A 24,375-nucleotide genomic window follows, 5' to 3' on the forward strand; every position below is an offset into this window, starting at 1 on the left:
ATTATCGCAGAATAAACGTGGTAAACAGTACATCGGAGAGGATCTGTTCAGATTCTCCCGGTACGAGAGTCGGTCTCAGCGCTTCTTTTACATCCGTCATTAGTTGGAGTTTTCCATTGTCTGTCGCGAGCTTATTAGCCTGTTGACGAGAAAGCAGTAGTAACAAGCGGCTACGAACCTCAGGTAAATAATCATGTAGACGCTTACGAGTGTCTTCATTATGCAATCTTAATGTGATCCCTATGTAGAGCACTCTGTCTAAGTGTTCTTCGTCATCAATTAGATTTACCGTAAAGGGTTCTAATGACATAAAAACGGGTGCTGGTATAACTTTTTGCTGATTTGTGCCCGCTGAACCTGATTTAGCATGCTTCAATGCCCACCAACTATATCCACCGAATGCCGCTGCAATAATGGCGATCACCAATAATACGATGATCAGAATTAAGCTATAGCTTTTACGTTCATTGCTGTAATTAGACATGGACAGTTAAATTCCTGTTTTGTAGTGGATACGTGTTCACTGTTGTGGACTTCCATATCCATCTAAATCAACCTTAATTATCCCGCTATTTCTGTTTTTTAATTGCAGAAACAGATAGGGAAAAAACCATTAACTCTTACGTTTATTGACATAGAGTGTCCTCCCAATACATTTGTATTAGGCAAAAATATCAACACCACCACGAGCAGATGCTAATTCTTGAGGCGTAAGGGTTATCTTTTGTAGTGCCGTTTCAGAGGCTAATTGCAGAGAATTACCCTCGCTTCCTTGATGATTATCGGCACCATCTCCACTAAATTGAGAGGAATCTGACATATTTTGTTGTTGCCAACTGTCATGAGTGTCGCTAGACACCTGACTCTGCGTGAGCTGGATCCCATTTTCAGAGAGAGCTTGACGCAATTGATGCATGGCATTTTCTAATACAGAACGAACTTGTCCGTTTTGTGAAGCAAGGTGTAACTGCGCTTGCCCATCTTCTATTTTCATGCGGATATGCAATGAACCTAGCTCTTCAGGGTGTAAACGTAGCTCTGCCTTTTGTAAGCCATTACGGCTAAACATCACAATTTGTTGATTAAGTTGCTGTTGCCACTCTTGTGTTCCCACTTGTGCATTTAATACCTGTGTTGCCATCGGTGAAAATTGCATTTGTGGTTGTGCTGATGAGTGAGTATGACCTGTAATACTTTGTGAAGCCAAAGAAGAGGTAGAAAGGGTGTTGTGAAGATCGGTTTCTACAACACGATTACCTGCCACCATTTGCTGAGCAACATTGTCCGCTAATTTTGCATTTGCAACTTGCTTATCGCTGTTTAGTAATGTATTCACTTTTTCTGCTGTTGGCGTTAAAAGTGTTGCTATGCTATCTCCTTTTTTCGCAGAAGTTTTTTCTGTTTGATTAGCACCGATACGTGTACTTTCTGTTGTTAATGTCGCTGTCTCTGGACGTAGCTGGGTTAACAAGGACTTTTCATCTGATTTTGATAGATTAAGCTTGTCAGTAAGGTTGAAGTCCGACATATCGTTATCTTTTGAAATAGTACGTGCTAATGACGCTAAACCTTCATCATGTTTAACTGATTGAGGCTGTTGTAATGCTTGAGTCAGTTGTTCTGAGGGAAGGGTAAGACGTTTTAATCCAGGTAGTCCTGCTAACTGAACGGGAAGTTCAGCGGCAAGCTCTTCTGCTGACATTAATAAAGAAGGGGTTTTATTTTCAACAATAGCCGCAAATTGTTCATTATCCGGCAAAGTAAGAGTCAATTGAGGTTTTTCAAGGGATGACTCTTCTATCACATTGGATTCTGTGGTGACAGACGCAAGATGACTACTGTCTTCTTTTGTTTTGTCTTCATCAGAGTGTGAATGTGCTTTGTTTTCTTTCGTTGAAGGGTTTGTGATATTAGCTGTCTTTTTATCACTCTGTGCATTTTGAGGTTGAGAGCCCAAAAGCTGAGCAAATGTCGGGGCATTATCACCGGGCTGACTATTTGAAGCGGATGTCGTTCCCGGAGAGGCTGCAGCGACATCCATGGTCAGAAGCGTTATCTCCATCAAGTTGTTCTCCGTAAAGTACTACGCTGTGCGTACTCGTCCATTTGTTTCTGTTCAATACGATCAAGATGTCGCTTACGGCTATCTTCAGCGCGTTGCTCCAAAGTCTCAAATGCATTGAGTCGTTGCTGTTTTTCTCTCCATTGTTCAGTTGCAAGATCAAGCTGCGCCTGCCAATGTTGAAGTTGTTGTTTATGTTGTTCGATAGTCAATTCGAGCGTTTTGAGAAATTGTTGGTAGTTTTGCCACGATGCTGACGACATCCCCCCTAAATTTAACGTTTCATTTAGACGTACACGGTATTCATCCTGATACCCAATCAACATATTGAGTTGCTGTTCCATTTGTTGATGACTCTGCCGGACCTGAGCCAGTTGAATAGCGGCTTGTTCAGCCGCTGTCTGTGCCAGTTCTCTCAGTGTCACTAAAGGTGACTGCTCCCGCATTGGAACCCTCTTTACTTTCTCTGATTATGTTCAGAATTAGTTTACTGTGATCAGTTGATTAAGTTGCTCACATGCACTTTGATAACTGCATTGCTCTTGAATATCTTGTTGTAAGAACTTCGCGAGGGACGGATAAAGTGCAATCGCTTTATCAAGCATAGGATCACTGCCCGCAGCATAAGCACCTACGTTAATTAAATCGCGGTTACGTTGATAACTCGATAAAAGCTGTTTAAACACTTGCACACGACGATAATGTGTTTTATCAATCAGTGATGTCATTGCACGGCTAATAGATGCTTCGATATCGATAGCAGGGTAGTGCCCAGATTCTGCAAGAGAACGCGAAAGCACAATATGACCATCTAAAATCGCACGCGCAGAGTCTGCAATTGGATCTTGCTGATCATCACCTTCTGTTAAAACAGTATAGAAAGCCGTGATAGAGCCACCTCCATCAACGCCATTTCCCGCACGTTCTACAAGAGCCGGTAATTTTGCGAAGACAGAAGGCGGATAGCCTTTAGTTGCAGGGGGTTCGCCTACTGCAAGGGCAATTTCACGTTGTGCCATACTGTAACGTGTAAGTGAATCCATAATCAGTAAGACGTGTTTTCCGCGATCACGAAAATCTTCGGCAATACGTGTTGCATAAGAAGCACCTTGCATACGAAGAAGTGGTGAGACGTCAGCAGGTGCTGCTACAACCACAGAGCGTGCTAAGCCTTCGGTGCCAAGAATATTTTCGATAAAGTCTTTAACTTCACGTCCACGTTCACCAATTAATCCAACAACAATCACATCAGCCTGAGTAAAACGCGCCATCATGCCTAATAGCACACTCTTACCTACACCAGAGCCTGCAAAAAGCCCCATACGCTGACCACGACCCACAGTTAACAGTGAGTTGATTGCACGCACGCCTACATCCAGTACATCGGTAATAGGAGTACGTTGTAGCGGGTTGATAGGCGGTGTGATCAGTGGTGCACGATAACCAGTATCTGGTGGTGGTAAACCATCTAAAGGATAACCAGAGCCATCTAAAACACGCCCTAACAGCGCATCTCCAAGGGGCAATTGGCGACCTTCATTTTCACCACCCGGAGTTGCCTGTGCATAAACACGGGCACCCGGAGTTAATCCCTCGACTTCCTGTAAAGGCATTAACAACATTTGGCTACCGTTGAACCCAACGACTTCACTTTCAACTTCTTCAACAGTTTTACCAATGGTACGTTCTATTAAACACGTAGAGCCAAGAGGCATAACAAGCCCCTTAGCTTCCATGACTAAACCTGTTGCTCTGGTTAAACGACCATATTGACGTACACGCGGAATTTTATTTAAACGCGATTCTGCATCACTGAGTTTTTCTAACCAACGCCCCAATCTTGCTGTCATTACAACGCCTCCGGAGCAGCAAGACGACAAAGCTCATGCCAACGAGTTGCAATCGTGGCATCGAGATCGCCATCATTTGTCACAACACGGCATCCACCAACATGAATACTGTTATCGGCAACCACTTTCCAACCATGAGCAGAAAGTGAATCACCCAGCTCTTTTTCAATCTGTGGAATATGTTTTGGGTTAACTCTTAACTGTGGGTTGTTTGAGAACATCTGTTCTTGTTGCAACATTAAGGTGATTTGCGCCAGTAATGCAGAACCATCACAAACAGCAGGCTGACCTAAAACTTCTTTTGCTGCTGTGAGGGCGATTTGCATTAAACGTGAAGCAATAACACTGTCTAATCCATTTAAAGAGTGCCTAAACTCAGCCAATAATCCTTGCCATTCATTAATTAATGGTGATTGTTGAGCAATGCCTTGGCGAATACCTTCTTCAATACCTGATTGTAATCCAGCCTGATAGCCTTCCTGATAACCCTGGTTTTTCCCTGCCTCAAAGCCCTCAGCGTGGCCCAATTTCTGGGCCTTGTCTTTCATGTCATCAAGCATATTAATTTGCTCAAGAACTTTCTGTTGCTGAACGACTTCTTTTTCCTGTTTTTCGACTTCCTTTTCGTCTTCTGTCGTTTCCTCGACAGTTAATGCCCAATCAGTGAGTTCTTTTGGAACCCAAGGCTTCCAGTTAGTATCAGTATGTTTATCAGACATAGGTATCGTCTCCTCCATGAAGAACAACCTCTCCAGTCTCTGCTAATTTGCGTACCACAAGCAGAATTGCTTTCTGCTCTGCTTCCACTTGAGACATGCGAACAGGGCCACGAGAACTCAAGTCATCACGCATGATCTCAGCAGCACGTTGCGACATATTGTTGAGGAAGTGATCGCGCAGCTCTTGATCGCATCCTTTCAATGCCACAACCAAGGAGTCGGATTCCACTTCCTGTAGAATGCGCTGGATAGAACGGTTGTCGATATCGATAAGGTTTTCGAACAGGAACATTTCGTCGATAATTTTTTGTGCCAATTCGCCGTCGTAATCGCGAACCGCAGTGATGACATTCTCTTCTTGCTGGCTCTTCATCAAGTTGATGATTTCAGCAGCAGTACGAACACCACCCATTTTACTGCGTTTGAGGTTTTGGCCATCAAGCAGGTTATTCAGTACTTCAGTTAACTCTGCTAATGCTGACGGCTGAACACCACCAAATGTTGCGATACGTAACATCACGTCATTACGTAATTTCTCATCAAACAGGGCAAGAATATCTGCCGCTTGACCCCGTTTGAGGTGAACCAAGATAGTTGCGATAATCTGCGGATGTTCGTCGCGGATAATATCGGCAGCCATTTGTGGTTCCATAAAGTTAAGTGTCTCGATACCCGTTGTTGTTTCACGCGTTTCAGAGATCTCATCTAATAGATTATTTGCACGTTCTTCACCCAAGGCTTTAACCAGAACAGAGCGTAAATAATCGTTCGCATTGACATTCAATGCTGCGTATTGAACTGCATCTTCTTCAAAGCTTGCCATAACATCAATCAATTGCTGATTTGAGATATGACGCATTGATGACATTGCAATACTCAGCTGTTGAACTTCGCGTGTACTTAGATGTTTAAATACTTCCGCCGCTCGGTCTTCACCGAGTGTTAGTAACATAACGGCGCTTTTTTCGGTTCCAGTTAAGTTATTACTCATTGCTCTTTACTCATCCATTGACGAATTACCATTGCGACGACACGAGGATCTTTCTCTGCCATTTCACGGATACGTTGGCTCTGCAATTCGGCACTCACACGTTTACGTGCTTGTTTACGTCTTGCTTCGTCATCTAATTCTGCTTCATCAACATCATCTTTAACTTGTAGCTTGGTTTTCAGCACAGCTTTCTGTGCAGCAATTTCAGCTTCACGGCGTTTCTCAAGCTGTGGTTTCACCAGTTTGCGCCATAAGATCCATGCGATGATGACAAGTAATAACCAGCGACCTAAATCTAATGCTTTCGCCAGAATTTCTGGATTTTCCCATACAGGAACGGTGATCACTTTCTCTTCAACATCATTGAACTGCGAGTTCACGACACTTAAAGAGTCACCTCGTTCTTGGGAATAGCCCATAGCTTCACGAACAAGCCCTTCAATTTGTTGAATTTGTTCATCAGTTAGCGGAACAAGTTTGGTTTCAACAATAGGCTCTTCGCCTTCAGCCGCTTCTTTCTTATCTTCAACTGTTTTGTAGTTCACAATAACAGCGACAGAAAGACGCTCAACATTACCGACTGGACGTTTGATATGGCGAATTCGGCGATCAACTTCATAGTTGGTTGTTTCATCTAAACGGCTATTGCTGTTTGGATTGCGCGTTAATGTACGATTCGTGCCTGCACCCGTACCTGTTGCATTTGCATCATCTGTTTTCTCACCTTCTTGCGCTTTTGGTGTTTCGATAGGCGCTTGAGGTGGAGCAACAGGCTGATTAGATAATGCACCAGGAACACCGCCAGCTAACATGCCTCCATTTTGCTCACTTTGGCTCAACTGTTTTGAGCGTACAGCGGCTTGGTTTGGTGGCTGGTTTGGTTTGTACTCTTCCGCGGTTTCTTCGGTATGAGAGAAATCAACTTGAGCCGTCACCTGTGCATGAACGTTTCCACGACCGACAATCGGGCTTAATAACGTTTCAATGCGTTTCTGGTAACGATTTTCTAGCTCTTGAACATATTTCAGTTGGGTAGAGTTAAGGTCACGACCCATTGCATCAGGTTGTGTCAATAATTTACCGCTTTGATCAACGATGGTCACACTGCTGTCAGGCATACCGGCAACACTGCTCGCAACGATATGCACGATGGCATTAATTTGACCTTCATCCAGCGCTCTACCCTGTAAAAGACCCACCGTAACGGATGCAGAAGGGGATTTCTGTTCACGAACAAAAAGAGATGGCTTTGGTAGTGCTAAATGAACACGAGCATTTTGTACAGGACCTAATGTCTCGATAGTGCGAGCAAGCTCACCTTCAAGTGCACGTTGATAGTTAATCTGTTCACTAAATTGGCTGATCCCGAACTTTTCTTTATCTAACAGTTCAAAACCGGCAGCACCGCCTTTTGGAAGTCCCGCTTGCGCGAGTTTCAGGCGTAATTCATGAACCTGATTGTCAGGCACCATAATCGCCGCGCCATTTTGTGACAAGCGATAAGGTACATTCATCTGTGTTAACTGTGTGACAATTTCGCCACCGTCTTTATCGCTAAGATTACTATAAAGCACTTTATAATCAGGGCTTTGTAACCATAAAAATGCAGCAACAAAAATGGCAATAGCCGCCGAACCCGCAATGATGAGCGGAATTTTCGGATCGGCTTTTATCCGGTTAATAATGGCGTTAAAACCCTTATTCTGGTTCACAACGTCGGTTTTTTCGGCATTCATAGACAATCCTTGCCTTGTAGTTCGGGATGAATACTAAAAGCGTGGCGTAACAAAACAGACTCCCCTTACGCAAATAAATAAACCTACTCTCAGGTGTCTCATTATTGGCCTTTTGCGTTTCATTTAATGGCGTAATTAGCCCTTAACTTTTGCGTTAATTACTCGCTTTGGAATGAAGCCCCTGTGTTAGGGTATAACTCGGTAAGCGTGTTGGTTCACTTCCTTACTATGACATTGATTCAGTAATTGAATTAGATGATTAACGCAGAGGTTTATATGTCAATTCCAGCTATTGAAAGTGTTCTGGATAAAATGCAAATCCAGACTTTGCAAGCATCCAATATTGTAAAACCCCAGCCAGTACAAGCAGGGTTTGCAACTCAGCTTGTTCAAGCAGTAGGTAAAATTAATGAAACTCGAATGAATGCAACCAACAAAGTTCAAGCGTTTACCTTAGGTACACCGGGCGTTGAATTAAACGACGTGATGGTGGATATGCAAAAATCCAGTATCTCATTACAAATGGGTGTACAAGTGCGTAATAAGCTAGTTGCTGCTTATCAAGAAATTATGAGCATGCAGGTGTAGTACCTTATCATTTGATAAAGGTGGCTTTTCTTTTATATAGCTAAAAGAAGAAACACCTAATCAAAACAGAATGGGGCATCTCGCTCAATATCATTAAATAGATGATATAAGCTTTCGAATGTGATTAAACATTCGAATACTTATACTATTGTCTGTTATTTATGGTAATGAGCGCCCCGATTTGTGCGGAAAGAATAAACGCATTATTTTATTGATGTGTGATTTTGCACATCTATATTAAAGCCACTCACTCTTTTATTATTTAATTGTTCAAGTTTTAGCTTCAATCAGTTTCTAATGATGCATTACATTGTTTTCTGATCTCTTTGATATTTCTTGATAAATCGTCAATGTATATTTCAGGATAAAAGAAGTAACTCACGGAAATATCATAATTACCTTCTTCATTTTTCTTGTATTGAACTTTCTGATCTTGGTTTATGATATCTCTAGAACTAAAATAAGCACGTTGAATATTATTTGCATCATAAGTAATAAATCCACCATTAGTAATAGCTACTTTTTTATATTGACCATATTGAGAGTCAAGACTTTTGATAATATTACTATCTTTAATTTTAAATTTATTTAAATCATTTGTTTCATAGGAGTAGACGACGCCATACAATCCCGTGAACTTTAATTCTTTGAATTTATTATAAAAATAAACCTTATAATTTCCTTCTTTTTTTCCATCAATAATTTCATCAAAGGTTATTGCCGTCATTGGGCAGGTTGAGGGATATTTATCTATAGGCTTTATTACAAAATTTGTTCTCTTCTGAAAATCATTAAATGACATTCCCCACGTTAATCCCAGTGGAGCGGGTTCGTTATAAATAACGGTTTTTGCACAAACGCTAAAACTAATTAACATCATACAGCCTATAATCATTTTCTTTTTCATAGTTATCTCATATTTATTGCTATCTATGTGTAAAACCTAGATATAGGAAATCACATTGATTAATTCTCTGTTACTACAGATTGTGACTACGCAATACACCTTAGATTTTTTATCTGCCTTATAAGTTTTCAATACACTAATGGACAATTTTTTTACTGATCAATAGTTGACGCCTTAAATAAAAATACTTATAAATGAACCTAACGATAATAACTTGAAGTTCAGGGGGCACTAAGCAGAATAATATAAAGTGGTGCTACTAAAATAAGACTTATCGCTTGAAATGGCATTACTGCGATTGTTTTCAATGTATCTGATGGTCTTAAATGTTTGGAATAATAATTAACGTTGGCAAAAACAGGTTTAGGTAAGGAATATTTTTCTAATAATTCATCTTTATTGGATAAATTAACCATCTCTCCATTAGCATAAAATTTTCCAATAATAAAAAATCTATTTTGATAATTAGGTATCTGATTTTTAATCATTTCCTCATCGCTATTAGACTGATAGTTGCTTCTATAAAAATGATAAGTACTGGCAAGCTCATCGAGTTCATCTATAGTGAAATCTTTAGGATCTAAATAAATCATATAGCTACCGTTAACAATACTCCCCATTATTCCTAGGCTAGCGCTAAAATAAATCACTTTTTCATTATATTTAGATGTGGCAAATTTTTTCAATGCAGTAATAGCCTCACCTTTAAAATGATAATTAGTAGAATCACTAAGGATATATAAATTATCATTTTCAATAAGTGCTGATTTAACCTTAATGATATCTCCACTTTTGTTGCTATCAATTTTTGTATATGAAGAACAGGCAGTAAGAAATAAAACCATCAATAGTATTTTAAAAAATATTTTCATTGAAACCTCCATGTTAAATGAGTTTTTAAATCTTATTAGCGACTTATAGTAAACAATAATTAAAGTATAGCAGGGGTAAATAAAGTTGAATTTTATAAAGAGAGTTATTGTGAAGAGGCTCAAATTAAGGTGAGGAAAGATAATTGACAAAAATACGGATTAAATAACAAATCCATACTAGACCTTCCTCTTAGAGTAAGCCCTATCATCATTTTAAACGTGATTTAAGGAGATGATTATGTGGGAACTTCTAAGAGATAATTGGTTTATTTTGATGTTATTACTTTGCCCGTTAATGCACCTCTTTATGCATAAACATCATCATGGTGAAAATAGTTCACACGATTGTTGTAAGAATAAAGAAGAAACAACGGCACCAGAAAAAAAGAAAACACATTTAGATGCTTAAGAATGAGACTTTATATTGCTTTTGAGCTAAATAATGAAATTTAGCTCAATCCCATTTCTTGAGATCTGTATTATCCCTTCGATTTCGCTGTGCCTTGATGAAACCGTAGTTGCCAATCATCATAAGAGTTTTTTATCCAGAGGGATGAACGGTAAGTCTGTTTTATTTTTCTGTTATCTTCTAATTGATAACTGATATAAGTTAATAACACTACATCATCACTTAGTTGTGAACCTTGATAGTTTTCTGAATAAATTTCTATATTGCTATTGTCGCTTGTAAGGCTGTTAATTGTGTCTGTTTTATTAACGCAAACACCAGAGCGACAAAATTCCATAAACTCATTATGTAAAAGTTGAATAAGCACATCTGTATTTTTTCGATGGGTGCTTTTGTGAAGTGTTTTTTCTTGTTGGATTAGTTTTTTATAAAGTTCTTCCATTGGTTTTTTTCTCGTTTTTTTCTATCTTATTTTTTCTTTATTTGACCATTTGTGAATATATTATGTGTTATTTGTTTTTATCTATTTGATTATATTGTCGTTATTTTATTTTTTGAAATTTAGCATAGAGGTTGTTATTTAGTAATTATACTGTATATTTAAACAGTGTTTTAAGCGTGTTAACTAATGGAAATGTAAATAAGGATATTACTATGACAACGGTAACTACAAATAAAGCGCTTGTTTTAAGCGGTGAAAGTAAAAATGCCATTTTAACGTTAGATGAGCAAATTGTTAATTGTATTGGTGAAGATGCCCAAATTATTCATACCGGTAAGAAAGCTAAGATTTATGATAATGAAGGCACTGAGTATGACGAAGATAAAGGTACTATCAAGCACGGTAAAAATTCACTTTTTATTACTACTGGTGAAGAAAGTTTTATTGAAGCGTCTAGCAAATCAGTGGCTTTTGCATCAGGTAAAAAAGCAGAAATATCGTATCCATTTGAACATGATGAAAGTAATGAAGATACAGAGCTTAATCTTGTGAAAAATTCAGTCGCTATTACAACAGGTGATGAGGCTGTTATTTGTTGCTATGCATCTAACTCAGTCGCAATATCAACGGGTAACGATATTTGGATACAAGATCTTACTGCAGGAAGTATTGGTATAGCAACAGGAAGTAACGCTAAGGTAGGCTCTGAGGGGAGTTTTAAAACAGGAGCTATCTTTGGTGATAATTCATCAATAATTGGTTCTGATGGGATTTACAGCGCTTTTGTTGGCGGAAAAAATTGTACAGCCACAATTGGTGAAAATGGAGCGTTATTATCTGAATTTCCATTAGAAGAATTAACTGCGGGTACTAATTCAGTTATCGTGGTGGGTTGGCATGATGGTGAGCGTAAACGTTTCTCGACTTATTATCAGGGAACGGACTTTGAAGGTAATATTGAATGGGTTACAAAAGATCCTGAAACAGGGAAGAAAACAAAGCACTTTAGAAGTAACACCTATAAAACAACAGAGTTAGGTGAATTAGTGCTAACTGGAACTTATGAAAGTGAAAAAGATATTTCTTGGCAAAAAGACTAATATTTGCTTAAAGAAAATTTAAAACACTTTAAAGCTCAATAATGTTATTGGGCTTTTTCTAATGAGCCGTATTTAATCGTATTTTAAACCAAAAAAATAAAATCAGCTCACATACAAATATAAATAGGTATGATAATACTAAGGTTTTTATAACTTGATGAAAAAATAATGGGATTACTGGTTAAAGCACTGATAGGTGCGTTTGTTGTGGTATTAATCGCCGTTTTATCGAAATCACGCCATTACTATATTGCGGGATTGGTTCCGCTATTTCCCACTTTTGCGCTTATTGCACACTATATTGTTGGCTCCGAACGCTCTATTGAAGCGTTGCGTACCACCATTATTTTTAGCCTATGGGCCGTTATTCCTTATATGGTTTACCTAATTTCACTCTATGTGATGATCAACTATGTAAAATTATTTACGGCACTGGCTACGGCAGTGATTTGCTGGGTTATTGCTGCTTGGTTACTTATTCAGTTATGGAACAAATTTCATGGATAGGGCCTTTGCTCGTTCCTATTTATTACTCGATTGAAAAATAAAAATAGAGAGAATATGAGAAAATCACTACAACAAAAAATAATTCAAATATGTAATGATAAGATTTCAGCCAAAGGAGAGGGCGTGGGATTATCTTTTTATGCTTTTTTTGCAAATAAAAATGACAACCCTGAATTATTAATGGAAGCTGCAACATGGTGGATTATGACACATAAATTGGATCACTTTGAAAAAGCAGTGAAAATAAAGAAAATGATCCAATCAGAAATGGATTGTGATGCTTAAAATTTCCTCTATTGCTTTAATCTTTTTATAAAACGATTTTATTAAACTAAAAATTATTGATTATTATCACATTAAAGCGGGTCATAAACAGCTATGGTAATTACATGATTAATAACGTAAACGGTGATGATATGGAATATTGGTTTATTGCGTATAAAGTGCGTTCCAGAAATGGTGATACCTACGCCGGACATAAAATTGTAGAAACAGAAAGTGGGATCACACCCCATATTGCGTTAGAAAAAGCATGTCAGGAAGTTGCTGAAGGAGCACAAGCTGATATTCCTGCGGTGAGAGTAGTTGCTTTTAATCGTTTATAAGAAATTCTACCTAATAGAAAATCCTGCATTTATTAATGTGGGATTTTTTTTATTATGGGCTTTAGCCAGTTTAAGTCGCGTCAGCGTCTTAAATATAAAACCACCCGCTATGCGGGTGGGTATTAAAGGTTATACCAAGAAAAACACCTTTCCGTTACGATATAGATGTTCAAGCTAATATTCGTAACTTAAATAAGGAAAGGTGTTTATGGGCATTAAAGCACAAAGCTCAGCACATACAAAGTGGCTGTGTAAATACCATATCGTCTTTTCGCCGAAATATAGACGGAAAGTGATTTTTAATAAAATTCGTTCAAGTATAGGTGAAATCCTTCGAGACCTTTGTAAATATAAAGGTGTGGAAATAATCGAAGGGCATCTTATGCCAGATCATGTTCATATGTTAGTGAGTATTCCACCGAAGATATGCGTATCAAGTTTCATGGGATATTTGAAAGGTAAAAGTTCGTTGATGATCTTTGATAGACATGCCAATCTCAAATATAAATTTGGCAACAGAAAGTTTTGGGCGGAAGGGTTCTATGTCACAACAGTTGGACTCAATGAAGCCACAATTCAAAAGTATATCAGAGAGCAAGAAAAGTCGGATTTAATCTCGGATAAATTGAGCAGTAAAGAATATGAAAACCCCTTCAAGGGGTAAGCCAAAGTAGCAAAGACACTTAGCTTGAACGAAGAGAAAGCAGCGTCATTTAGGCGCAGTCGGTAACAAGCCCTTATAGGGCAAGAGCAAACCACCCGTTTTACGGGTGGTTATGATTTTTAAATTTAAAATCTGGTTGTTTAATGCACTATATTTAGAAGCTAATTTACTAATAGAAATAATAAAAAATAAAGATTTTATTTAGATTATTTAATTACATTGATCTGATAGAGTTTTTTTATTTCTTTTACTTAAATAAAATTCAATTATGTGATCTCGGCTCTATTAATTTACTTTTAACAATTGAATAAAAAAAGGCTTATGGTTAATGTGCTGGTGGGCTAAGGAATAGCTCAATACAAGGAAATAAAAATCATCATTGTGATTTTTAGGTTATTAATAAAAGGAAATTTAAACTATGACAGTATTAACCGTTTATTTATGTGGTACCGGCTCTAACTCATTTGATAATAATAATCCTACCTTCTGGCAAGGCGAATTAGTCTCCACTTTAGCGCAAAACAACCAAGGACGAGAGTTTGCACAGTGGTTTATTGTTGATGGCCCAGGTAGTGGTAATTTGCAAGAAGATGATTTATGGGTTGAAAGCCCTAATTACTCAGATATCAAGGGTTCGCTATTTGGTAGTGGTTGGGAAGAAAATGTTAATCACGCACTTTGCTTAATGAAAGGTAACTTTGATTGGCAACGTGAAAAATTGACAGAAGAGCAGTATAACCAACTGAAAAAAGCGGGCATTCCTATTGAAGATGTCAAAGTAACAGGCTCTTTTTTATGGCGTAAATATGACTATGGCGATCGTCAAGTCACTCAGCAACAACTTCAGCAACAAATTATTCGTATCTTCCGTAAAGATGGCATTATTCCAACACAAGTTAACTTAGTGGGGTGGAGTCGTGGCGGTATTACTTGCCATATGTTAGCGAATGCAATGTTGGCAGATCCTCAATTAAAAGATATTCCTGTGAATATTTTTGCGATTGATCCTGTTCCGGGTCCACTAAATTTCCAACCTGAAAAAGTGACACTTGGTAAAAACGTCAAAGAGTATGTCGGATTTTATGCAAAAGATGAGCGCTCTAAAGGATTTACTTGTGTGATCCCAACTGTCGCGGCTGATACTAAAATGCATATTTTCCCTATTTCAGGACGTCATGCCACATTAGTGGGTAATGCTTCTATTGATGGTAGTGAAGGTGAAAATGCATTATATGCGCCGAGTATTGTGGTTCGTCATTTTGCAGAAGTCTGTTTAACTCGCTGGGGCTGCGATTTAGCCAATAAATTAGCTTTAACTGATGCACAAATTACGGGCTACCACACCGATATTGCTAATGATGCGGATAAATATACCGCAATGCGTCGTAAAACCTATTCTATCCATGAAAGCACAGGTAAAGACGAACGCAAAGTTTCATTAGGTAAAGAGGGCAAAGCATTCTCTGAGATCGTTGGGGTACAATATAATCCATCAGTCGGTTTAACCGCAGATTATTTATCAAATCAGCAACTCTATGATGTGATTAAATAAATTATTATTTATCAGATTATTATGAGTTAATAGGTCGCCCACAGTGAAGTGGGCGATTTCTATTTTAATCACTATCACATTATTTATCACAGTTTCTTACTAGGAAAATGATTGTTGATTTAATATACTTCCTTCGAGAGCTAACAGAATTTCATTAGACATAGACAGACTGTAGGAGGTTTCTATGCCTGAGTTTACTGTTAGAGTTGAGTTATCCGATCCTAAAAATGCAGATTATGTGTTATTAACACAAAAGATGGTAAAAGAAGGATTTAAAAAAGAGATCGATGGTTTGAAAGGTAAATATGTTCTGCCTCTTGCAGAGTTTAATTACCATACTGAAACTAAAGATCACAAAGAAGTTATCGAGTTAGCTTTTTCGATTGCAGAAAAAATAACCTTAAATCCAGCCATTTTAGTGACTGAAGTAAAAAATAGAGCGTGGAAAGGGTTAGAACGACTTTAAGATTATCTTTATAGAAGTCTATAAGCGAAGTCATTAAGGCTCGTGGGGAGTCTGAACGTATTTAGGTTTATGGCTTTATTGCCAATTTTTCTGTATTAAATCTCTATTCTTCTGCGTTTTTATTATAAAAACGTACTATCAATATCACTATTTCACTCTTTATATTAAACCAAGCGATGGAACAAAGTTCTTGTCAATGATATTGCATTATCATTGATTGTTTTTTATTACTTTAAACCGTGGGATAAAGCGCATGAATTGGATTTTAAAAACATTTTCACAGCTCACCACAGATGAGCTTTACGCTATTTTGGCATTAAGAAATCAGGTTTTTATTTGTGAACAGCAATGTGCTTATCAAGATCTGGATGGGGTAGATCAAAATACATTACACTTGTTCGCCAAAGAGGAAGGTGGCCAGCAACTTATTGCTTATGCACGTCTGTTGCCTCAAGGTATCGCATTTAAAGAAGCTTCAATAGGGCGGGTGATTGTTGCTCAAGATCAGCGGGGAAGTGGTATTGCGCATCAGTTAATAAAAGAGGCGATTGCAACTACGTGTCGTCAATTTAACACCCATACAATAAAAATAATGGCACAGGCTTATTTAGTCTCATTTTATCAATCGCATGGTTTTGTTATCGATTCAGAAACTTATCTTGAAGATAACATTCCACATATTGATATGGTTTTAGTGCAATCTATACAATCTGTGTAATCAAAAAAACAAAAAACAAAAAACAAAAAACAAAAAACAAAAGGCAAACGTTGATTTTTACGTTACCGATAACAAGTTAAGCTGAATAATAAGAGTGATTTTTTCTAAGTAAAGACGCCATTAGCTAATAAAACCGCTTTTGGCGCAGAGGAGAGTTATTTAAGATTGAGATCAGGATAATAACTATGTTCTGTAAACTGACCATAGCTATTTTGTACCCTCTGCTCTTGTTCAGTCTGTCTTATTAATATGCCAAGCTCATCTAGACGAGCTCGTAATAAATTTCGCGTCTCATTTTCGTTTTCTAAGATTTTCTTTAGCATATCCGTGAGTCGTTGTTGCAATCTCAGCTCACCGTCAGCCGGTTTTATCATCTTAGTGATACTTTCAACGCTTTTTAAATAATCCATTTCCATTTCTATCAGCTTGTCCCATTGCTGATCTTTGGCAAGCGTTAACATTTGCTCACTTGATTTTAAAACATGCTCGTAAGCCGCCATAATATCCATATTGTTGTCCACTCTAATTTAATAAGAATTAATCTGTGTGCCGATTTGTTGCCAAGCATCAGAAATTTCAGTTAAGAGCTTGATGACTTCATGAATTTTTTCTGGGTTATTTTTTAAGTTAGCATCGAGTAGCTGATTAACCATATAGTCATAAAGGAGCTCCAGATTCTCTGCAAGCTCGCCCCCTTTCTCTTTATCCAGGCCTTGTTTTAATCCGTTACCAATAATATTAATGGCTTTAGAAATATTTTCGCCTTTACCGGCGATATTTCCTTGTTCCATTAATATTAATGCACGGCGAAGGGCGCTAAGCGCCCCATTAAATAGGATCTGGATCAGCTGGTAAGGCGTGGCATTTAAAATCTCGCTTTCAACGTCGATTTGAGCGTACATTTTACTGGCTGATTGTTGATACATAGTGTCCTACTTTTAAAAAATTACATTAATAAACGGCCGATTGAAGCACTGGAGTTAGTCATGGAGTTAACCATTTTATCTAACTGTTGGAACTGGTTTTTATAACGTTCCATCGTGGCTGCAATATTACGCTGAGTGTTTTTAATTTGGCTATCAAGTGTTTTCTTACGCTTTTTCACACCATCAGTGGCAACATCTAAAGTACCATCTGTTGATTGCAGGGTTTTTTTCAGGAAAGTATAGGTTTGGGTACCAAAACCGGTTTCTTTACCATCACCCATAAAAAACTCTTTTACGTTAGCCGGTTTTTCTTTTAACGCATCATCCAGTTTTTTATTATCGATATCTAAAGAGCCATCAACCTTAAATTTAATCCCCATTTTATTTAGGGTATCTAGATCTGAGGTACCTTGTGAGCTAGTTACAAAGCTTTTTAGCTCAGACATAATCATACGACTGGTGCTATCACCGAGTAATACACCATTATCATTAGATGCTGCTTCACCTTTTTCAACTTGGGTATATTTGGTGAGTTCTTTGTAAGTGCTGTTTAACTCGTTATAAGCATCAGTCCAAGCCTTAATGGCTTTTTTCATTGGCTCAATATCACGAGCAACAGTAATTATTTCTGGTTTATCAACGGCGTCTTTGTTATCACTGGTTTTTTTCTTAAGATTTAAAGTGATCCCTTCAGGGGCATCTTTAATCTCATTAGTTTGACGCTCAATATCAATACCGTTAATCGTTAATTTCGCGTTATTGGCCTTAACAATTTCTCTCATTCCAGAAGTATGAGATGTTTCATCGGTAGCAGGTGAATTAGAAAGAAATTGATTAAGTTTATCATCACCTTCAACAGTGATTTTCATCTCAGATTTAGTACCTTCTTTGCGAGAAGTCAGTACTAAATAGTTTTCACCATCTTTGGCTTTAACGATAGTGGCTGAAACATTACCTTCTTTTTTATTGATTGCATCACGTAGCTCAATAATCGAAGTTTGTTTATCTTCTAATGGAATGCGTAAAGGTTCTTTTTCACCTTCTTGGGTAATAATTAAAGTTCGTTTATTCCCTTCACCTAAAGTTTCACCCAATGGTTTTTTAATATCATCTACTGACGTAGATTTTAATGTTTGTGCATGAGCAAGCTCTTTAATTGAGACAGTATAGTTACCAATACTGGCTTTACCATCAGTGCTGACTTTAAAGGCATCAAACTCATCGTCTACTTTGGTTGCAACAATTTTATCGAATTTTTTTAGCTCTTCTGATGCTTTTTGTAATTTATCAAGTTGACTGCGGATCTTACCGTAAGCAGTAATTTGTGCATCGTAGCTACCCATTTGTTTATTTAGGGGTTCAAGGCGTTTATTTTCCGCCGCCTCTAATTGTGCCAATGTTTGGCTAAGAGGCATCCCTGAGCCCACGCCTAGTGAAGCAATACCAGCCATACCGGTCTCCTTTCTGTGTTCGTAAAATAATCCTCAAGAACCGTTATCGGTAGAATCGGCGAAAAGTTTACGTCTATTTGGTATTTTTGATGAGTGAAACAGGCTGCCATATAGAAGCCTTTTGTTGCCATTGATGACCAAAGTCGAATTTAGATGAATAAAAATAGCTTGAGACGAAAATTGATAAAAATCTAATAAAAAAATAATAAATAAATTTCTTTATTTATCATTGGTTTAATATTAATTCTATAAAAAATCACAGAAATATTTGTAGGAAAAGTTAAAGGTTGTATGTGGGGTGCCGATAAACTTGTTGCCGGTGATTGACACCGTAAATGAATAGGCAAACTTTTATTTTATCGACTTGATTTTAAAGGAATCTAGCTATGGCACAAGTCATTAATACCAACTATCTATCTCTGGTAACTCAAAACAACCTGAACAAATCTCAGGGAGCTTTAGGAAGTGCAATCGAGCGTCTGTCTTCTGGTCTGCGTATTAACAGCGCTAAAGACGATGCAGCGGGTCAAGCGATTGCTAACCGTTTCACTGCAAACGTAAATGGTTTAACTCAAGCTGCACGTAATGCGAACGATGGTATCTCTATCGCTCAAACTACTGAAGGCGCGCTGAACGAAATCAACAACAACTTACAACGTATCCGTGAGTTAACAGTTCAAGCTAAAAACGGTTCTAACTCAGAATCAGATATCACTTCTATCCAAGACGAAGTTACAGAGCGTCTGAAAGAAATCGACCGTATTTCTGAACAAACTCAGTTTAACGGCGTTAAAGTACTGAGCGGTGAGAAGTCAACTATGACAGTTCACGTAGGTACTAACGATAAAGAAGCAATCAGCTTTAAATTAGATAAAGTTGATAGTAAAGAACTGAAATTAAATGATTTTGCAGTAGGTTCAGAAAAAGCTTATTCTGATGTTAAAGCATCTGAATTTAAAGATGATGCAGACCCAGCAGCAGTAGTCACAGGTAAGAGCTTTGAGATTGATACAGCGGCTATTAAAATTGATGATGGCAAAGGTGGCGATCTGCCAGTTGAAAATGCTAAATTACAAAAAGCTGAAGATGGTTCTTATGTTGTAACTGCAACTGTTGGCGGAAAAGTTCGTACATTCGAAACAGACTTAGCGGCTGATGCAAAACCAGCAGCTGATGGTAAAGTCAGTGTAACAGCTAAAGCTGATGAAATTGTTGATGAAAATGCAATTTCATTAGAAAAATTAGACGAAGCAATGGCTAAAGTTGACGGTATGCGTTCTTCTTTAGGTGCGATTCAAAACCGTTTTGAATCAACTATCAATAACCTGAACAACACTGTTAACAACTTATCTGCTGCACGTAGCCGTATCTTAGATGCTGACTATGCAACAGAAGTTTCTAACATGAGCCGTGGTCAAATCCTGCAACAAGCTGGTACTTCAGTACTTGCTCAAGCAAACCAAGTACCACAAACTGTTCTGTCTCTGTTACGTTAATTCGTACACTGACACAAAAGATACCTTTCTATATCCAAAAGGTCCTCGTAAGAGGGCCTTTTTTTGTTATGGGCTTTAGCCAGTTTAAGTCGCGTCAGCGTCTTAAATATAAAACCACCCGCTATGCGGGTGGGTATTAAAGGTTATACCAAGAAAAACACCTTTCCGTTACGATATAGATGTTCAAGCTAATATTCGTAACTTAAATAAGGAAAGGTGTTTATGGGCATTAAAGCACAAAGCTCAGCACATACAAAGTGGCTGTGTAAATACCATATCGTCTTTTCGCCGAAATATAGACGGAAAGTGATTTTTAATAAAATTCGTTCAAGTATAGGTGAAATCCTTCGAGACCTTTGTAAATATAAAGGTGTGGAAATAATCGAAGGGCATCTTATGCCAGATCATGTTCATATGTTAGTGAGTATTCCACCGAAGATATGCGTATCAAGTTTCATGGGATATTTGAAAGGTAAAAGTTCGTTGATGATCTTTGATAGACATGCCAATCTCAAATATAAATTTGGCAACAGAAAGTTTTGGGCGGAAGGGTTCTATGTCACAACAGTTGGACTCAATGAAGCCACAATTCAAAAGTATATCAGAGAGCAAGAAAAGTCGGATTTAATCTCGGATAAATTGAGCAGTAAAGAATATGAAAACCCCTTCAAGGGGTAAGCCAAAGTAGCAAAGACACTTAGCTTGAACGAAGAGAAAGCAGCGTCATTTAGGCGCAGTCGGTAACAAGCCCTTATAGGGCAAGAGCAAACCACCCGTTTTACGGGTGGTTATGATTTTTTTATTTTATCTTTAAACCCACTCTTTTTTAGTTTTATTTTTTCTCTCAACCTCTTTTACTTTTTTCTGTAATCAATTACTTCTTATAAATTAATTGACTGGCTTTTTTTGCTATTTTCGCGACGCCAAAAATCGTAAAACCCTCGAAATTGATGACGATAGTGTTTAGGCAACGTTATTACAGCGACGTAATAACAAACCTATTCATGAAAAAAATTTTTAAAATCAAGTCGAAGGAATATTGTATGGCACAAGTTATTAATACTAATTACCTGTCTTTAGTGACTCAAAATAATTTAAATAAATCACAAGGCGTTTTAGGCTCAGCGATTGAACGTTTATCTTCTGGCCTGCGTATCAATAGCGCAAAAGATGATGCGGCAGGTCAAGCCATTGCTAACCGTTTTACATCAAATATAAATGGTTTAACTCAAGCCTCTCGTAATTCAAATGATGGTATTTCAGTTGCTCAAACCACCGAAGGGGCTTTAGATGAAATTAATGACAACTTACAACGTATTCGCGAACTGACAGTTCAAGCTAAAAATGGCACTAATTCAGATTCTGATATTAGTTCTATTCAAAATGAAGTCACTGAACGTTTCGCGGAAATTAATCGTATTTCTGAACAAACTCAATTCAATGGTGTGAAAGTATTGAATGGTGATACCAAAATGACGATCCAAGTCGGTACGAATGATAAAGAAGTGATTACTTTTCAATTGGATAAAATCGATAATGATACTTTAGGGGTTGGGAACGATAAGTTATACACCGAAACAACGACTAAAAAAGGTGTGACTGAAAAGGGGACTACTGTGCAACCAGGTGATCTTGGTTCAATTTTAACAGGCGCAGCTACAATGTCAGGTAGTGACACTTTATCTGCATATAAGGAAGATGGTAAAGAGGTTAAAGGAAAATATATCTATCATGATGACTCTGGTAAAAAAGATTATTTGGTTTCAGCATCTGATCTTGAATTAAAAGGTGCGACAACTAAAAATGAAGTGAGCATAAAAGCAACATCCAAAACTACGGCAAATGAATTTACTGCCAGTACAGGTGTTGATGTAAAAACTCTAACCGTAAATGATGATGCCCTTGCAACATTAGATAGTGCCATTAATAAAGTCGATGAGGCGCGTTCTAAATTAGGTGCGGTACAAAACCGTTTTGAATCTACTATTAATAATTTAAATAATACTGTTACCAATTTATCGGCTTCTCGTAGCCGCATTTTGGATGCAGATTATGCCACTGAAGTATCCAATATGAGCAAAGGCCAAATTCTGCAACAAGCGGGTACTTCAGTACTAGCTCAAGCAAATCAAGTGCCACAATCTGTTCTCTCTCTATTACGTTAATCTTCTCTTGAAATAATCCTCAATTAACACCCACTGCAATTTTTTGCAGTGGGTGTTTTTTCATCAAAACAATCGTTTTTTTAATTAATCATTTATGAGTATTTCAACTCGCCAATTAGACGCTAAAATCTCACAAAATAAAATACTATGATTTATATGTTATTTTTTTATGAACAGAATGCATATTCAATACGTCTATTCCTTTTAATGAGATAAATTATCAATTTAATTAACGGTTTTTCTAAGGATTAACCCTGACTGTTTTAAGGTAAAGTAGTTCTCGTAATGCAATGACAAATTAATTTATCAATGAAAACCCGATTATTGCTGAAAATTTGGCATAGGTGAAAAAGAGGCGCTTTTGCTTCACTGTTCAGCCGATTGCTAAATTTATTTCGCCAGATAATGGTTTCCGGTCTTTTATCCAAAGGTGTCTTTTGTTGTGAGTGATTTGTATACCGCCGAAGGCGTGATGGACAAAAATAGCCTCTGGGAGCGATATGTCCCGTTGGTTCGCCATGAAGCATTACGATTACAGGTCAAGTTACCTGCGAGTGTTGAATTGGATGATCTTTTGCAAGCGGGTGGAATTGGGCTGCTAAATGCTGTTGAGCGTTATGACTCAATGCAAGGTGCTGCCTTTACCACTTACGCTGTTCAACGTATCCGTGGCTCTATGTTAGATGAGCTACGTAGTCGAGATTGGGCGCCACGCAGTGTGCGTCGCAATGCAAGAGAAGTAACACATTCTATTCATCAACTTGAGCAGGATCTAGGACGACCACCATTAGAACAGGAAGTTGCTGATCATTTGCAGATTGAGTTAGCAGAATACCGGCAGATCCTATTGGATACGAATAACAGCCAATTGTTCTCTTATGACGAATGGCATGAAATTTACGGTGAAAGCTGTGAACCGTCTCAAGACGAAGATCATGATGACAATCCATTACAGATGTTATTAGAAAGTGATATTCGCCAAAGAGTCATAGACGCGATAGAATTGCTTCCCGAAAGGGAAAAAATGGTTCTTACCCTGTATTATCAGGAAGAACTTAATTTGAAAGAAATAGGCGCAGTGCTTAATGTCGGGGAATCCCGCGTGAGCCAGCTACACAGCCAAGCCATAAAAAGGCTGCGAGCACGCTTAAACCCAGAGAAATAGAAGTTTTGCTTATTTTTGTTTTTGTTTATTAAGACTACAACACAGGGCTTTATCTCTTATGTCTGTTTCAACACAAAAGAAACGGCCGCTAAGCCGTTACATTAAAGACTATAAACACAGCCAGACTCATTGTCTACATTGCCACAAGGCGCTTGATCGGATCTCTCTCGTATTCAATCGCCAAGTTATCAATAAAGAAGCCATTTCTGAAATGACAGATTTAATTGATGATGAAACGTGGGAAACGTTACAAGAGAAGTTCTCTGCGCTATGCCGTTTTTGTAGTGAGATTTACTGTAATAGTGAAACTGACTACTTTGACATTATGTCTTTTAAGCAGTATTTGTTTGAACAAACGGAGATGAGCCACAGTACTGTTCGTGAGTATGTGGTTCGTTTACGTCGGCTCGATGAATTACTGACTTCCACTAATTTTCCTCGTCAAGAGTTTACGACAGAGAAAATTCAGTCAGACTTGAGTAAAAAGCTCACTCCCTCTGCATTTAGTAACTACAATATTGCACTACGCAAGTACGAGCAATATCTTGATTGGTGCCAAGAGCCCCCATCAATGAGTAGCAGCCACTAATTGCGCTCAAGAGAGACCTTAAAAGGAGTAGCCTAGCCTGCTCCTTTTTCTTTTCTATTCTATTAATTCTAAATCCTTCCTATTTTTTCTTACTCAATTTCCTTTTTATTTCTAAAACTATCTATCAACGATGAAAAGCAATGTTGTACTGAGCAAATTACATTAATAGGTAAAAAAAAGCGCCCACAGTGGGGCGCAAGTTTCAGGTATTCATAAAGATATAATTAAATCAACTTCTAGGTTGACTTGAACGTAAGTATATTTACTAAAGTAATACGTCGCGAATAGTAAATATAAAAAGAGTGAGAACAGTCACAGCATTCAAAAAAAATAACACTTTTGACTATCTCTTTAGAAATAATAGGGTAATAAAAGAAAAAACCACCTTTAAAAAA

28 protein-coding genes are annotated in these 24,375 nt (G+C 37.8%); 15 read left to right on the forward strand and 13 right to left on the reverse strand.

The window, feature by feature from the left end; all coding sequences use genetic code 11:
- Position 1 precedes the first annotated feature (1 nt).
- The 7 genes from fliL to fliF all read right to left on the reverse strand — a co-directional run bounded on the left by fliL (position 2) and on the right by fliF (position 7,358).
- Positions 2-484, reverse strand: a complete 483-nt coding sequence (gene fliL / locus GTK47_RS10545; protein ID WP_165123038.1) for a flagellar basal body-associated protein FliL — start codon at positions 482-484, stop codon at positions 2-4.
- Between the two features lie 177 nt (positions 485-661).
- Positions 662-2,062: a flagellar hook-length control protein FliK gene (locus GTK47_RS10550; RefSeq protein WP_165123040.1), complete on the reverse strand. Its 1,401-nt coding sequence runs from the start codon at positions 2,060-2,062 to the stop codon at positions 662-664.
- On the reverse strand, positions 2,062-2,508 hold the full coding sequence (fliJ, locus tag GTK47_RS10555; protein ID WP_006533149.1) for a flagellar export protein FliJ: 447 nt from the start codon (positions 2,506-2,508) through the stop codon (positions 2,062-2,064). The genes GTK47_RS10550 and fliJ overlap by 1 nt, the downstream gene beginning before the upstream one ends.
- Before the next feature lie 36 nt (positions 2,509-2,544).
- Positions 2,545-3,912 carry a flagellar protein export ATPase FliI gene (fliI, locus tag GTK47_RS10560; RefSeq protein WP_165123042.1) on the reverse strand — a complete coding sequence of 456 codons (1,368 nt, stop codon included), beginning with the start codon at positions 3,910-3,912 and terminating at the stop codon, positions 2,545-2,547.
- Positions 3,912-4,631: a flagellar assembly protein FliH gene (gene fliH / locus GTK47_RS10565; protein ID WP_023581834.1), complete on the reverse strand. Its 720-nt coding sequence runs from the start codon at positions 4,629-4,631 to the stop codon at positions 3,912-3,914. Before fliH ends, fliI begins: the two co-directional genes overlap by 1 nt.
- The gene (fliG, locus tag GTK47_RS10570) at positions 4,624-5,622 is read right to left on the reverse strand and encodes a flagellar motor switch protein FliG (RefSeq protein WP_023581835.1); all 999 of its coding nucleotides are present in this window, start codon (positions 5,620-5,622) and stop codon (positions 4,624-4,626) included. The genes fliH and fliG overlap by 8 nt, the downstream gene beginning before the upstream one ends.
- Positions 5,619-7,358 carry a flagellar basal-body MS-ring/collar protein FliF gene (gene fliF / locus GTK47_RS10575; RefSeq protein WP_165123044.1) on the reverse strand — a complete coding sequence of 580 codons (1,740 nt, stop codon included), beginning with the start codon at positions 7,356-7,358 and terminating at the stop codon, positions 5,619-5,621. Before fliF ends, fliG begins: the two co-directional genes overlap by 4 nt.
- 276 nt (positions 7,359-7,634) lie before the next feature.
- Between fliF and fliE the strand changes: the two genes are divergently transcribed.
- Positions 7,635-7,946, forward strand: a complete 312-nt coding sequence (gene fliE / locus GTK47_RS10580; protein ID WP_165123046.1) for a flagellar hook-basal body complex protein FliE — start codon at positions 7,635-7,637, stop codon at positions 7,944-7,946.
- A 283-nt stretch (positions 7,947-8,229) separates the two neighbouring features.
- Here the strand turns inward: fliE and GTK47_RS10585 are convergent, their stop codons facing one another.
- Positions 8,230-8,853: a hypothetical protein gene (locus GTK47_RS10585; RefSeq protein ID WP_165123048.1), complete on the reverse strand. Its 624-nt coding sequence runs from the start codon at positions 8,851-8,853 to the stop codon at positions 8,230-8,232.
- A 221-nt stretch (positions 8,854-9,074) separates the two neighbouring features.
- Complete coding sequence (locus GTK47_RS10590; RefSeq protein ID WP_165123050.1) at positions 9,075-9,725, reverse strand: hypothetical protein; 651 nt, start codon at positions 9,723-9,725, stop codon at positions 9,075-9,077.
- A gap of 238 nt (positions 9,726-9,963) precedes the next feature.
- On the opposite strand from GTK47_RS10590, the gene GTK47_RS10595 reads away from it, so the two are divergent.
- Positions 9,964-10,134, forward strand: a complete 171-nt coding sequence (locus GTK47_RS10595) for a DUF2933 domain-containing protein (RefSeq protein ID WP_206535850.1) — start codon at positions 9,964-9,966, stop codon at positions 10,132-10,134.
- Between the two features lie 70 nt (positions 10,135-10,204).
- Here GTK47_RS10595 and GTK47_RS10600 read toward each other — a convergent pair whose 3' ends face one another.
- A complete protein-coding gene (locus tag GTK47_RS10600; RefSeq protein ID WP_165123054.1) occupies positions 10,205-10,576 on the reverse strand; it encodes a DUF4440 domain-containing protein in 372 nt (123 codons plus the stop codon).
- 212 nt (positions 10,577-10,788) lie between these two features.
- On the opposite strand from GTK47_RS10600, the gene GTK47_RS10605 reads away from it, so the two are divergent.
- The 8 genes from GTK47_RS10605 to GTK47_RS10640 all read left to right on the forward strand — a co-directional run bounded on the left by GTK47_RS10605 (position 10,789) and on the right by GTK47_RS10640 (position 16,188).
- A complete protein-coding gene (locus GTK47_RS10605) occupies positions 10,789-11,676 on the forward strand; it encodes a hypothetical protein (protein WP_165123056.1) in 888 nt (295 codons plus the stop codon).
- A 168-nt stretch (positions 11,677-11,844) separates the two neighbouring features.
- On the forward strand, positions 11,845-12,183 hold the full coding sequence (locus tag GTK47_RS10610) for a GlpM family protein (RefSeq protein ID WP_072068506.1): 339 nt from the start codon (positions 11,845-11,847) through the stop codon (positions 12,181-12,183).
- Between the two features lie 54 nt (positions 12,184-12,237).
- A complete protein-coding gene (locus tag GTK47_RS10615; protein WP_109401696.1) occupies positions 12,238-12,468 on the forward strand; it encodes a DUF6500 family protein in 231 nt (76 codons plus the stop codon).
- A gap of 104 nt (positions 12,469-12,572) precedes the next feature.
- Entirely contained in the window at positions 12,573-12,788 is a 216-nt protein-coding gene (locus GTK47_RS10620; RefSeq protein ID WP_023581839.1) for a hypothetical protein, read from the forward strand.
- 208 nt (positions 12,789-12,996) lie between these two features.
- Positions 12,997-13,452 carry an IS200/IS605 family transposase gene (gene tnpA / locus GTK47_RS10625; RefSeq protein WP_165121832.1) on the forward strand — a complete coding sequence of 152 codons (456 nt, stop codon included), beginning with the start codon at positions 12,997-12,999 and terminating at the stop codon, positions 13,450-13,452.
- 418 nt (positions 13,453-13,870) lie between these two features.
- Positions 13,871-15,004: a hypothetical protein gene (locus tag GTK47_RS10630; protein ID WP_165123058.1), complete on the forward strand. Its 1,134-nt coding sequence runs from the start codon at positions 13,871-13,873 to the stop codon at positions 15,002-15,004.
- Between the two features lie 184 nt (positions 15,005-15,188).
- On the forward strand, positions 15,189-15,470 hold the full coding sequence (locus GTK47_RS10635; protein ID WP_109395121.1) for a hypothetical protein: 282 nt from the start codon (positions 15,189-15,191) through the stop codon (positions 15,468-15,470).
- A 253-nt stretch (positions 15,471-15,723) separates the two neighbouring features.
- On the forward strand, positions 15,724-16,188 hold the full coding sequence (locus tag GTK47_RS10640; protein ID WP_165123060.1) for a GNAT family N-acetyltransferase: 465 nt from the start codon (positions 15,724-15,726) through the stop codon (positions 16,186-16,188).
- A gap of 155 nt (positions 16,189-16,343) precedes the next feature.
- Here GTK47_RS10640 and fliT read toward each other — a convergent pair whose 3' ends face one another.
- The 3 genes from fliT to fliD are packed head-to-tail and all read right to left on the reverse strand — an operon-like array spanning position 16,344 to position 18,565.
- Positions 16,344-16,697, reverse strand: coding sequence for a flagellar protein FliT (gene fliT / locus GTK47_RS10645; protein WP_023581843.1), 354 nt, complete (start codon positions 16,695-16,697; stop codon positions 16,344-16,346).
- Positions 16,698-16,715: 18 nt separating this feature from the next.
- Positions 16,716-17,114: a flagellar export chaperone FliS gene (gene fliS, locus GTK47_RS10650; RefSeq protein ID WP_023581844.1), complete on the reverse strand. Its 399-nt coding sequence runs from the start codon at positions 17,112-17,114 to the stop codon at positions 16,716-16,718.
- Positions 17,115-17,134: 20 nt separating this feature from the next.
- Positions 17,135-18,565 (reverse strand): flagellar filament capping protein FliD, encoded by a 1,431-nt coding sequence (fliD, locus tag GTK47_RS10655; RefSeq protein WP_165123062.1) that lies wholly within the window; start codon positions 18,563-18,565, stop codon positions 17,135-17,137.
- Between the two features lie 386 nt (positions 18,566-18,951).
- Between fliD and GTK47_RS10660 the strand changes: the two genes are divergently transcribed.
- The 5 genes from GTK47_RS10660 (at position 18,952) to fliZ (ending at position 23,980) form a co-directional block, all read left to right on the forward strand.
- Positions 18,952-20,061, forward strand: a complete 1,110-nt coding sequence (locus GTK47_RS10660) for a FliC/FljB family flagellin (protein ID WP_165123064.1) — start codon at positions 18,952-18,954, stop codon at positions 20,059-20,061.
- A 222-nt stretch (positions 20,062-20,283) separates the two neighbouring features.
- Positions 20,284-20,739, forward strand: coding sequence for an IS200/IS605 family transposase (gene tnpA, locus GTK47_RS10665; RefSeq protein WP_165121832.1), 456 nt, complete (start codon positions 20,284-20,286; stop codon positions 20,737-20,739).
- Positions 20,740-21,104: 365 nt separating this feature from the next.
- Entirely contained in the window at positions 21,105-22,226 is a 1,122-nt protein-coding gene (locus tag GTK47_RS10670) for a FliC/FljB family flagellin (RefSeq protein WP_165123066.1), read from the forward strand.
- 442 nt (positions 22,227-22,668) lie between these two features.
- Positions 22,669-23,391: an RNA polymerase sigma factor FliA gene (locus tag GTK47_RS10675; RefSeq protein WP_036912728.1), complete on the forward strand. Its 723-nt coding sequence runs from the start codon at positions 22,669-22,671 to the stop codon at positions 23,389-23,391.
- Between the two features lie 58 nt (positions 23,392-23,449).
- On the forward strand, positions 23,450-23,980 hold the full coding sequence (fliZ, locus tag GTK47_RS10680; RefSeq protein ID WP_075673009.1) for a flagella biosynthesis regulatory protein FliZ: 531 nt from the start codon (positions 23,450-23,452) through the stop codon (positions 23,978-23,980).
- Positions 23,981-24,375: the final 395 nt, after the last annotated feature.

This window comes from Proteus sp. ZN5 (assembly GCF_011046025.1).
In the GTDB taxonomy this organism is placed as follows: Bacteria; Pseudomonadota; Gammaproteobacteria; order Enterobacterales; family Enterobacteriaceae; genus Proteus.

Excerpts from the sequence above, each read along its gene's own strand:
- GTK47_RS10590 (WP_165123050.1), bottom strand. The coding sequence starts at position 9,725 with ATGAAAATATTTTTTAAAATACTATTGATGGTTTTATTTCTTACTGCC.
- GTK47_RS10630 (WP_165123058.1), top strand. The coding sequence starts at position 13,871 with ATGACAGTATTAACCGTTTATTTATGTGGTACCGGCTCTAACTCATTT.
- GTK47_RS10600 (WP_165123054.1), bottom strand. The coding sequence starts at position 10,576 with ATGGAAGAACTTTATAAAAAACTAATCCAACAAGAAAAAACACTTCAC.
- GTK47_RS10550 (WP_165123040.1), bottom strand. The coding sequence starts at position 2,062 with ATGGAGATAACGCTTCTGACCATGGATGTCGCTGCAGCCTCTCCGGGA.
- fliZ (WP_075673009.1), top strand. The coding sequence starts at position 23,450 with ATGTCTGTTTCAACACAAAAGAAACGGCCGCTAAGCCGTTACATTAAA.
- fliS (WP_023581844.1), bottom strand. The coding sequence starts at position 17,114 with ATGTATCAACAATCAGCCAGTAAAATGTACGCTCAAATCGACGTTGAA.
- fliD (WP_165123062.1), bottom strand. The coding sequence starts at position 18,565 with ATGGCTGGTATTGCTTCACTAGGCGTGGGCTCAGGGATGCCTCTTAGC.
- GTK47_RS10635 (WP_109395121.1), top strand. The coding sequence starts at position 15,189 with ATGCCTGAGTTTACTGTTAGAGTTGAGTTATCCGATCCTAAAAATGCA.
- fliT (WP_023581843.1), bottom strand. The coding sequence starts at position 16,697 with ATGGATATTATGGCGGCTTACGAGCATGTTTTAAAATCAAGTGAGCAA.
- GTK47_RS10605 (WP_165123056.1), top strand. The coding sequence starts at position 10,789 with ATGACAACGGTAACTACAAATAAAGCGCTTGTTTTAAGCGGTGAAAGT.
- GTK47_RS10670 (WP_165123066.1), top strand. The coding sequence starts at position 21,105 with ATGGCACAAGTTATTAATACTAATTACCTGTCTTTAGTGACTCAAAAT.
- fliI (WP_165123042.1), bottom strand. The coding sequence starts at position 3,912 with ATGACAGCAAGATTGGGGCGTTGGTTAGAAAAACTCAGTGATGCAGAA.
- tnpA (WP_165121832.1), top strand. The coding sequence starts at position 12,997 with ATGGGCATTAAAGCACAAAGCTCAGCACATACAAAGTGGCTGTGTAAA.
- fliG (WP_023581835.1), bottom strand. The coding sequence starts at position 5,622 with ATGAGTAATAACTTAACTGGAACCGAAAAAAGCGCCGTTATGTTACTA.
- GTK47_RS10615 (WP_109401696.1), top strand. The coding sequence starts at position 12,238 with ATGAGAAAATCACTACAACAAAAAATAATTCAAATATGTAATGATAAG.
- fliL (WP_165123038.1), bottom strand. The coding sequence starts at position 484 with ATGTCTAATTACAGCAATGAACGTAAAAGCTATAGCTTAATTCTGATC.
- fliJ (WP_006533149.1), bottom strand. The coding sequence starts at position 2,508 with ATGCGGGAGCAGTCACCTTTAGTGACACTGAGAGAACTGGCACAGACA.
- GTK47_RS10640 (WP_165123060.1), top strand. The coding sequence starts at position 15,724 with ATGAATTGGATTTTAAAAACATTTTCACAGCTCACCACAGATGAGCTT.
- GTK47_RS10595 (WP_206535850.1), top strand. The coding sequence starts at position 9,964 with ATGTGGGAACTTCTAAGAGATAATTGGTTTATTTTGATGTTATTACTT.
- GTK47_RS10660 (WP_165123064.1), top strand. The coding sequence starts at position 18,952 with ATGGCACAAGTCATTAATACCAACTATCTATCTCTGGTAACTCAAAAC.
- fliF (WP_165123044.1), bottom strand. The coding sequence starts at position 7,358 with ATGAATGCCGAAAAAACCGACGTTGTGAACCAGAATAAGGGTTTTAAC.
- GTK47_RS10620 (WP_023581839.1), top strand. The coding sequence starts at position 12,573 with ATGATTAATAACGTAAACGGTGATGATATGGAATATTGGTTTATTGCG.
- GTK47_RS10585 (WP_165123048.1), bottom strand. The coding sequence starts at position 8,853 with ATGAAAAAGAAAATGATTATAGGCTGTATGATGTTAATTAGTTTTAGC.
- fliH (WP_023581834.1), bottom strand. The coding sequence starts at position 4,631 with ATGTCTGATAAACATACTGATACTAACTGGAAGCCTTGGGTTCCAAAA.
- fliE (WP_165123046.1), top strand. The coding sequence starts at position 7,635 with ATGTCAATTCCAGCTATTGAAAGTGTTCTGGATAAAATGCAAATCCAG.
- tnpA (WP_165121832.1), top strand. The coding sequence starts at position 20,284 with ATGGGCATTAAAGCACAAAGCTCAGCACATACAAAGTGGCTGTGTAAA.
- GTK47_RS10610 (WP_072068506.1), top strand. The coding sequence starts at position 11,845 with ATGGGATTACTGGTTAAAGCACTGATAGGTGCGTTTGTTGTGGTATTA.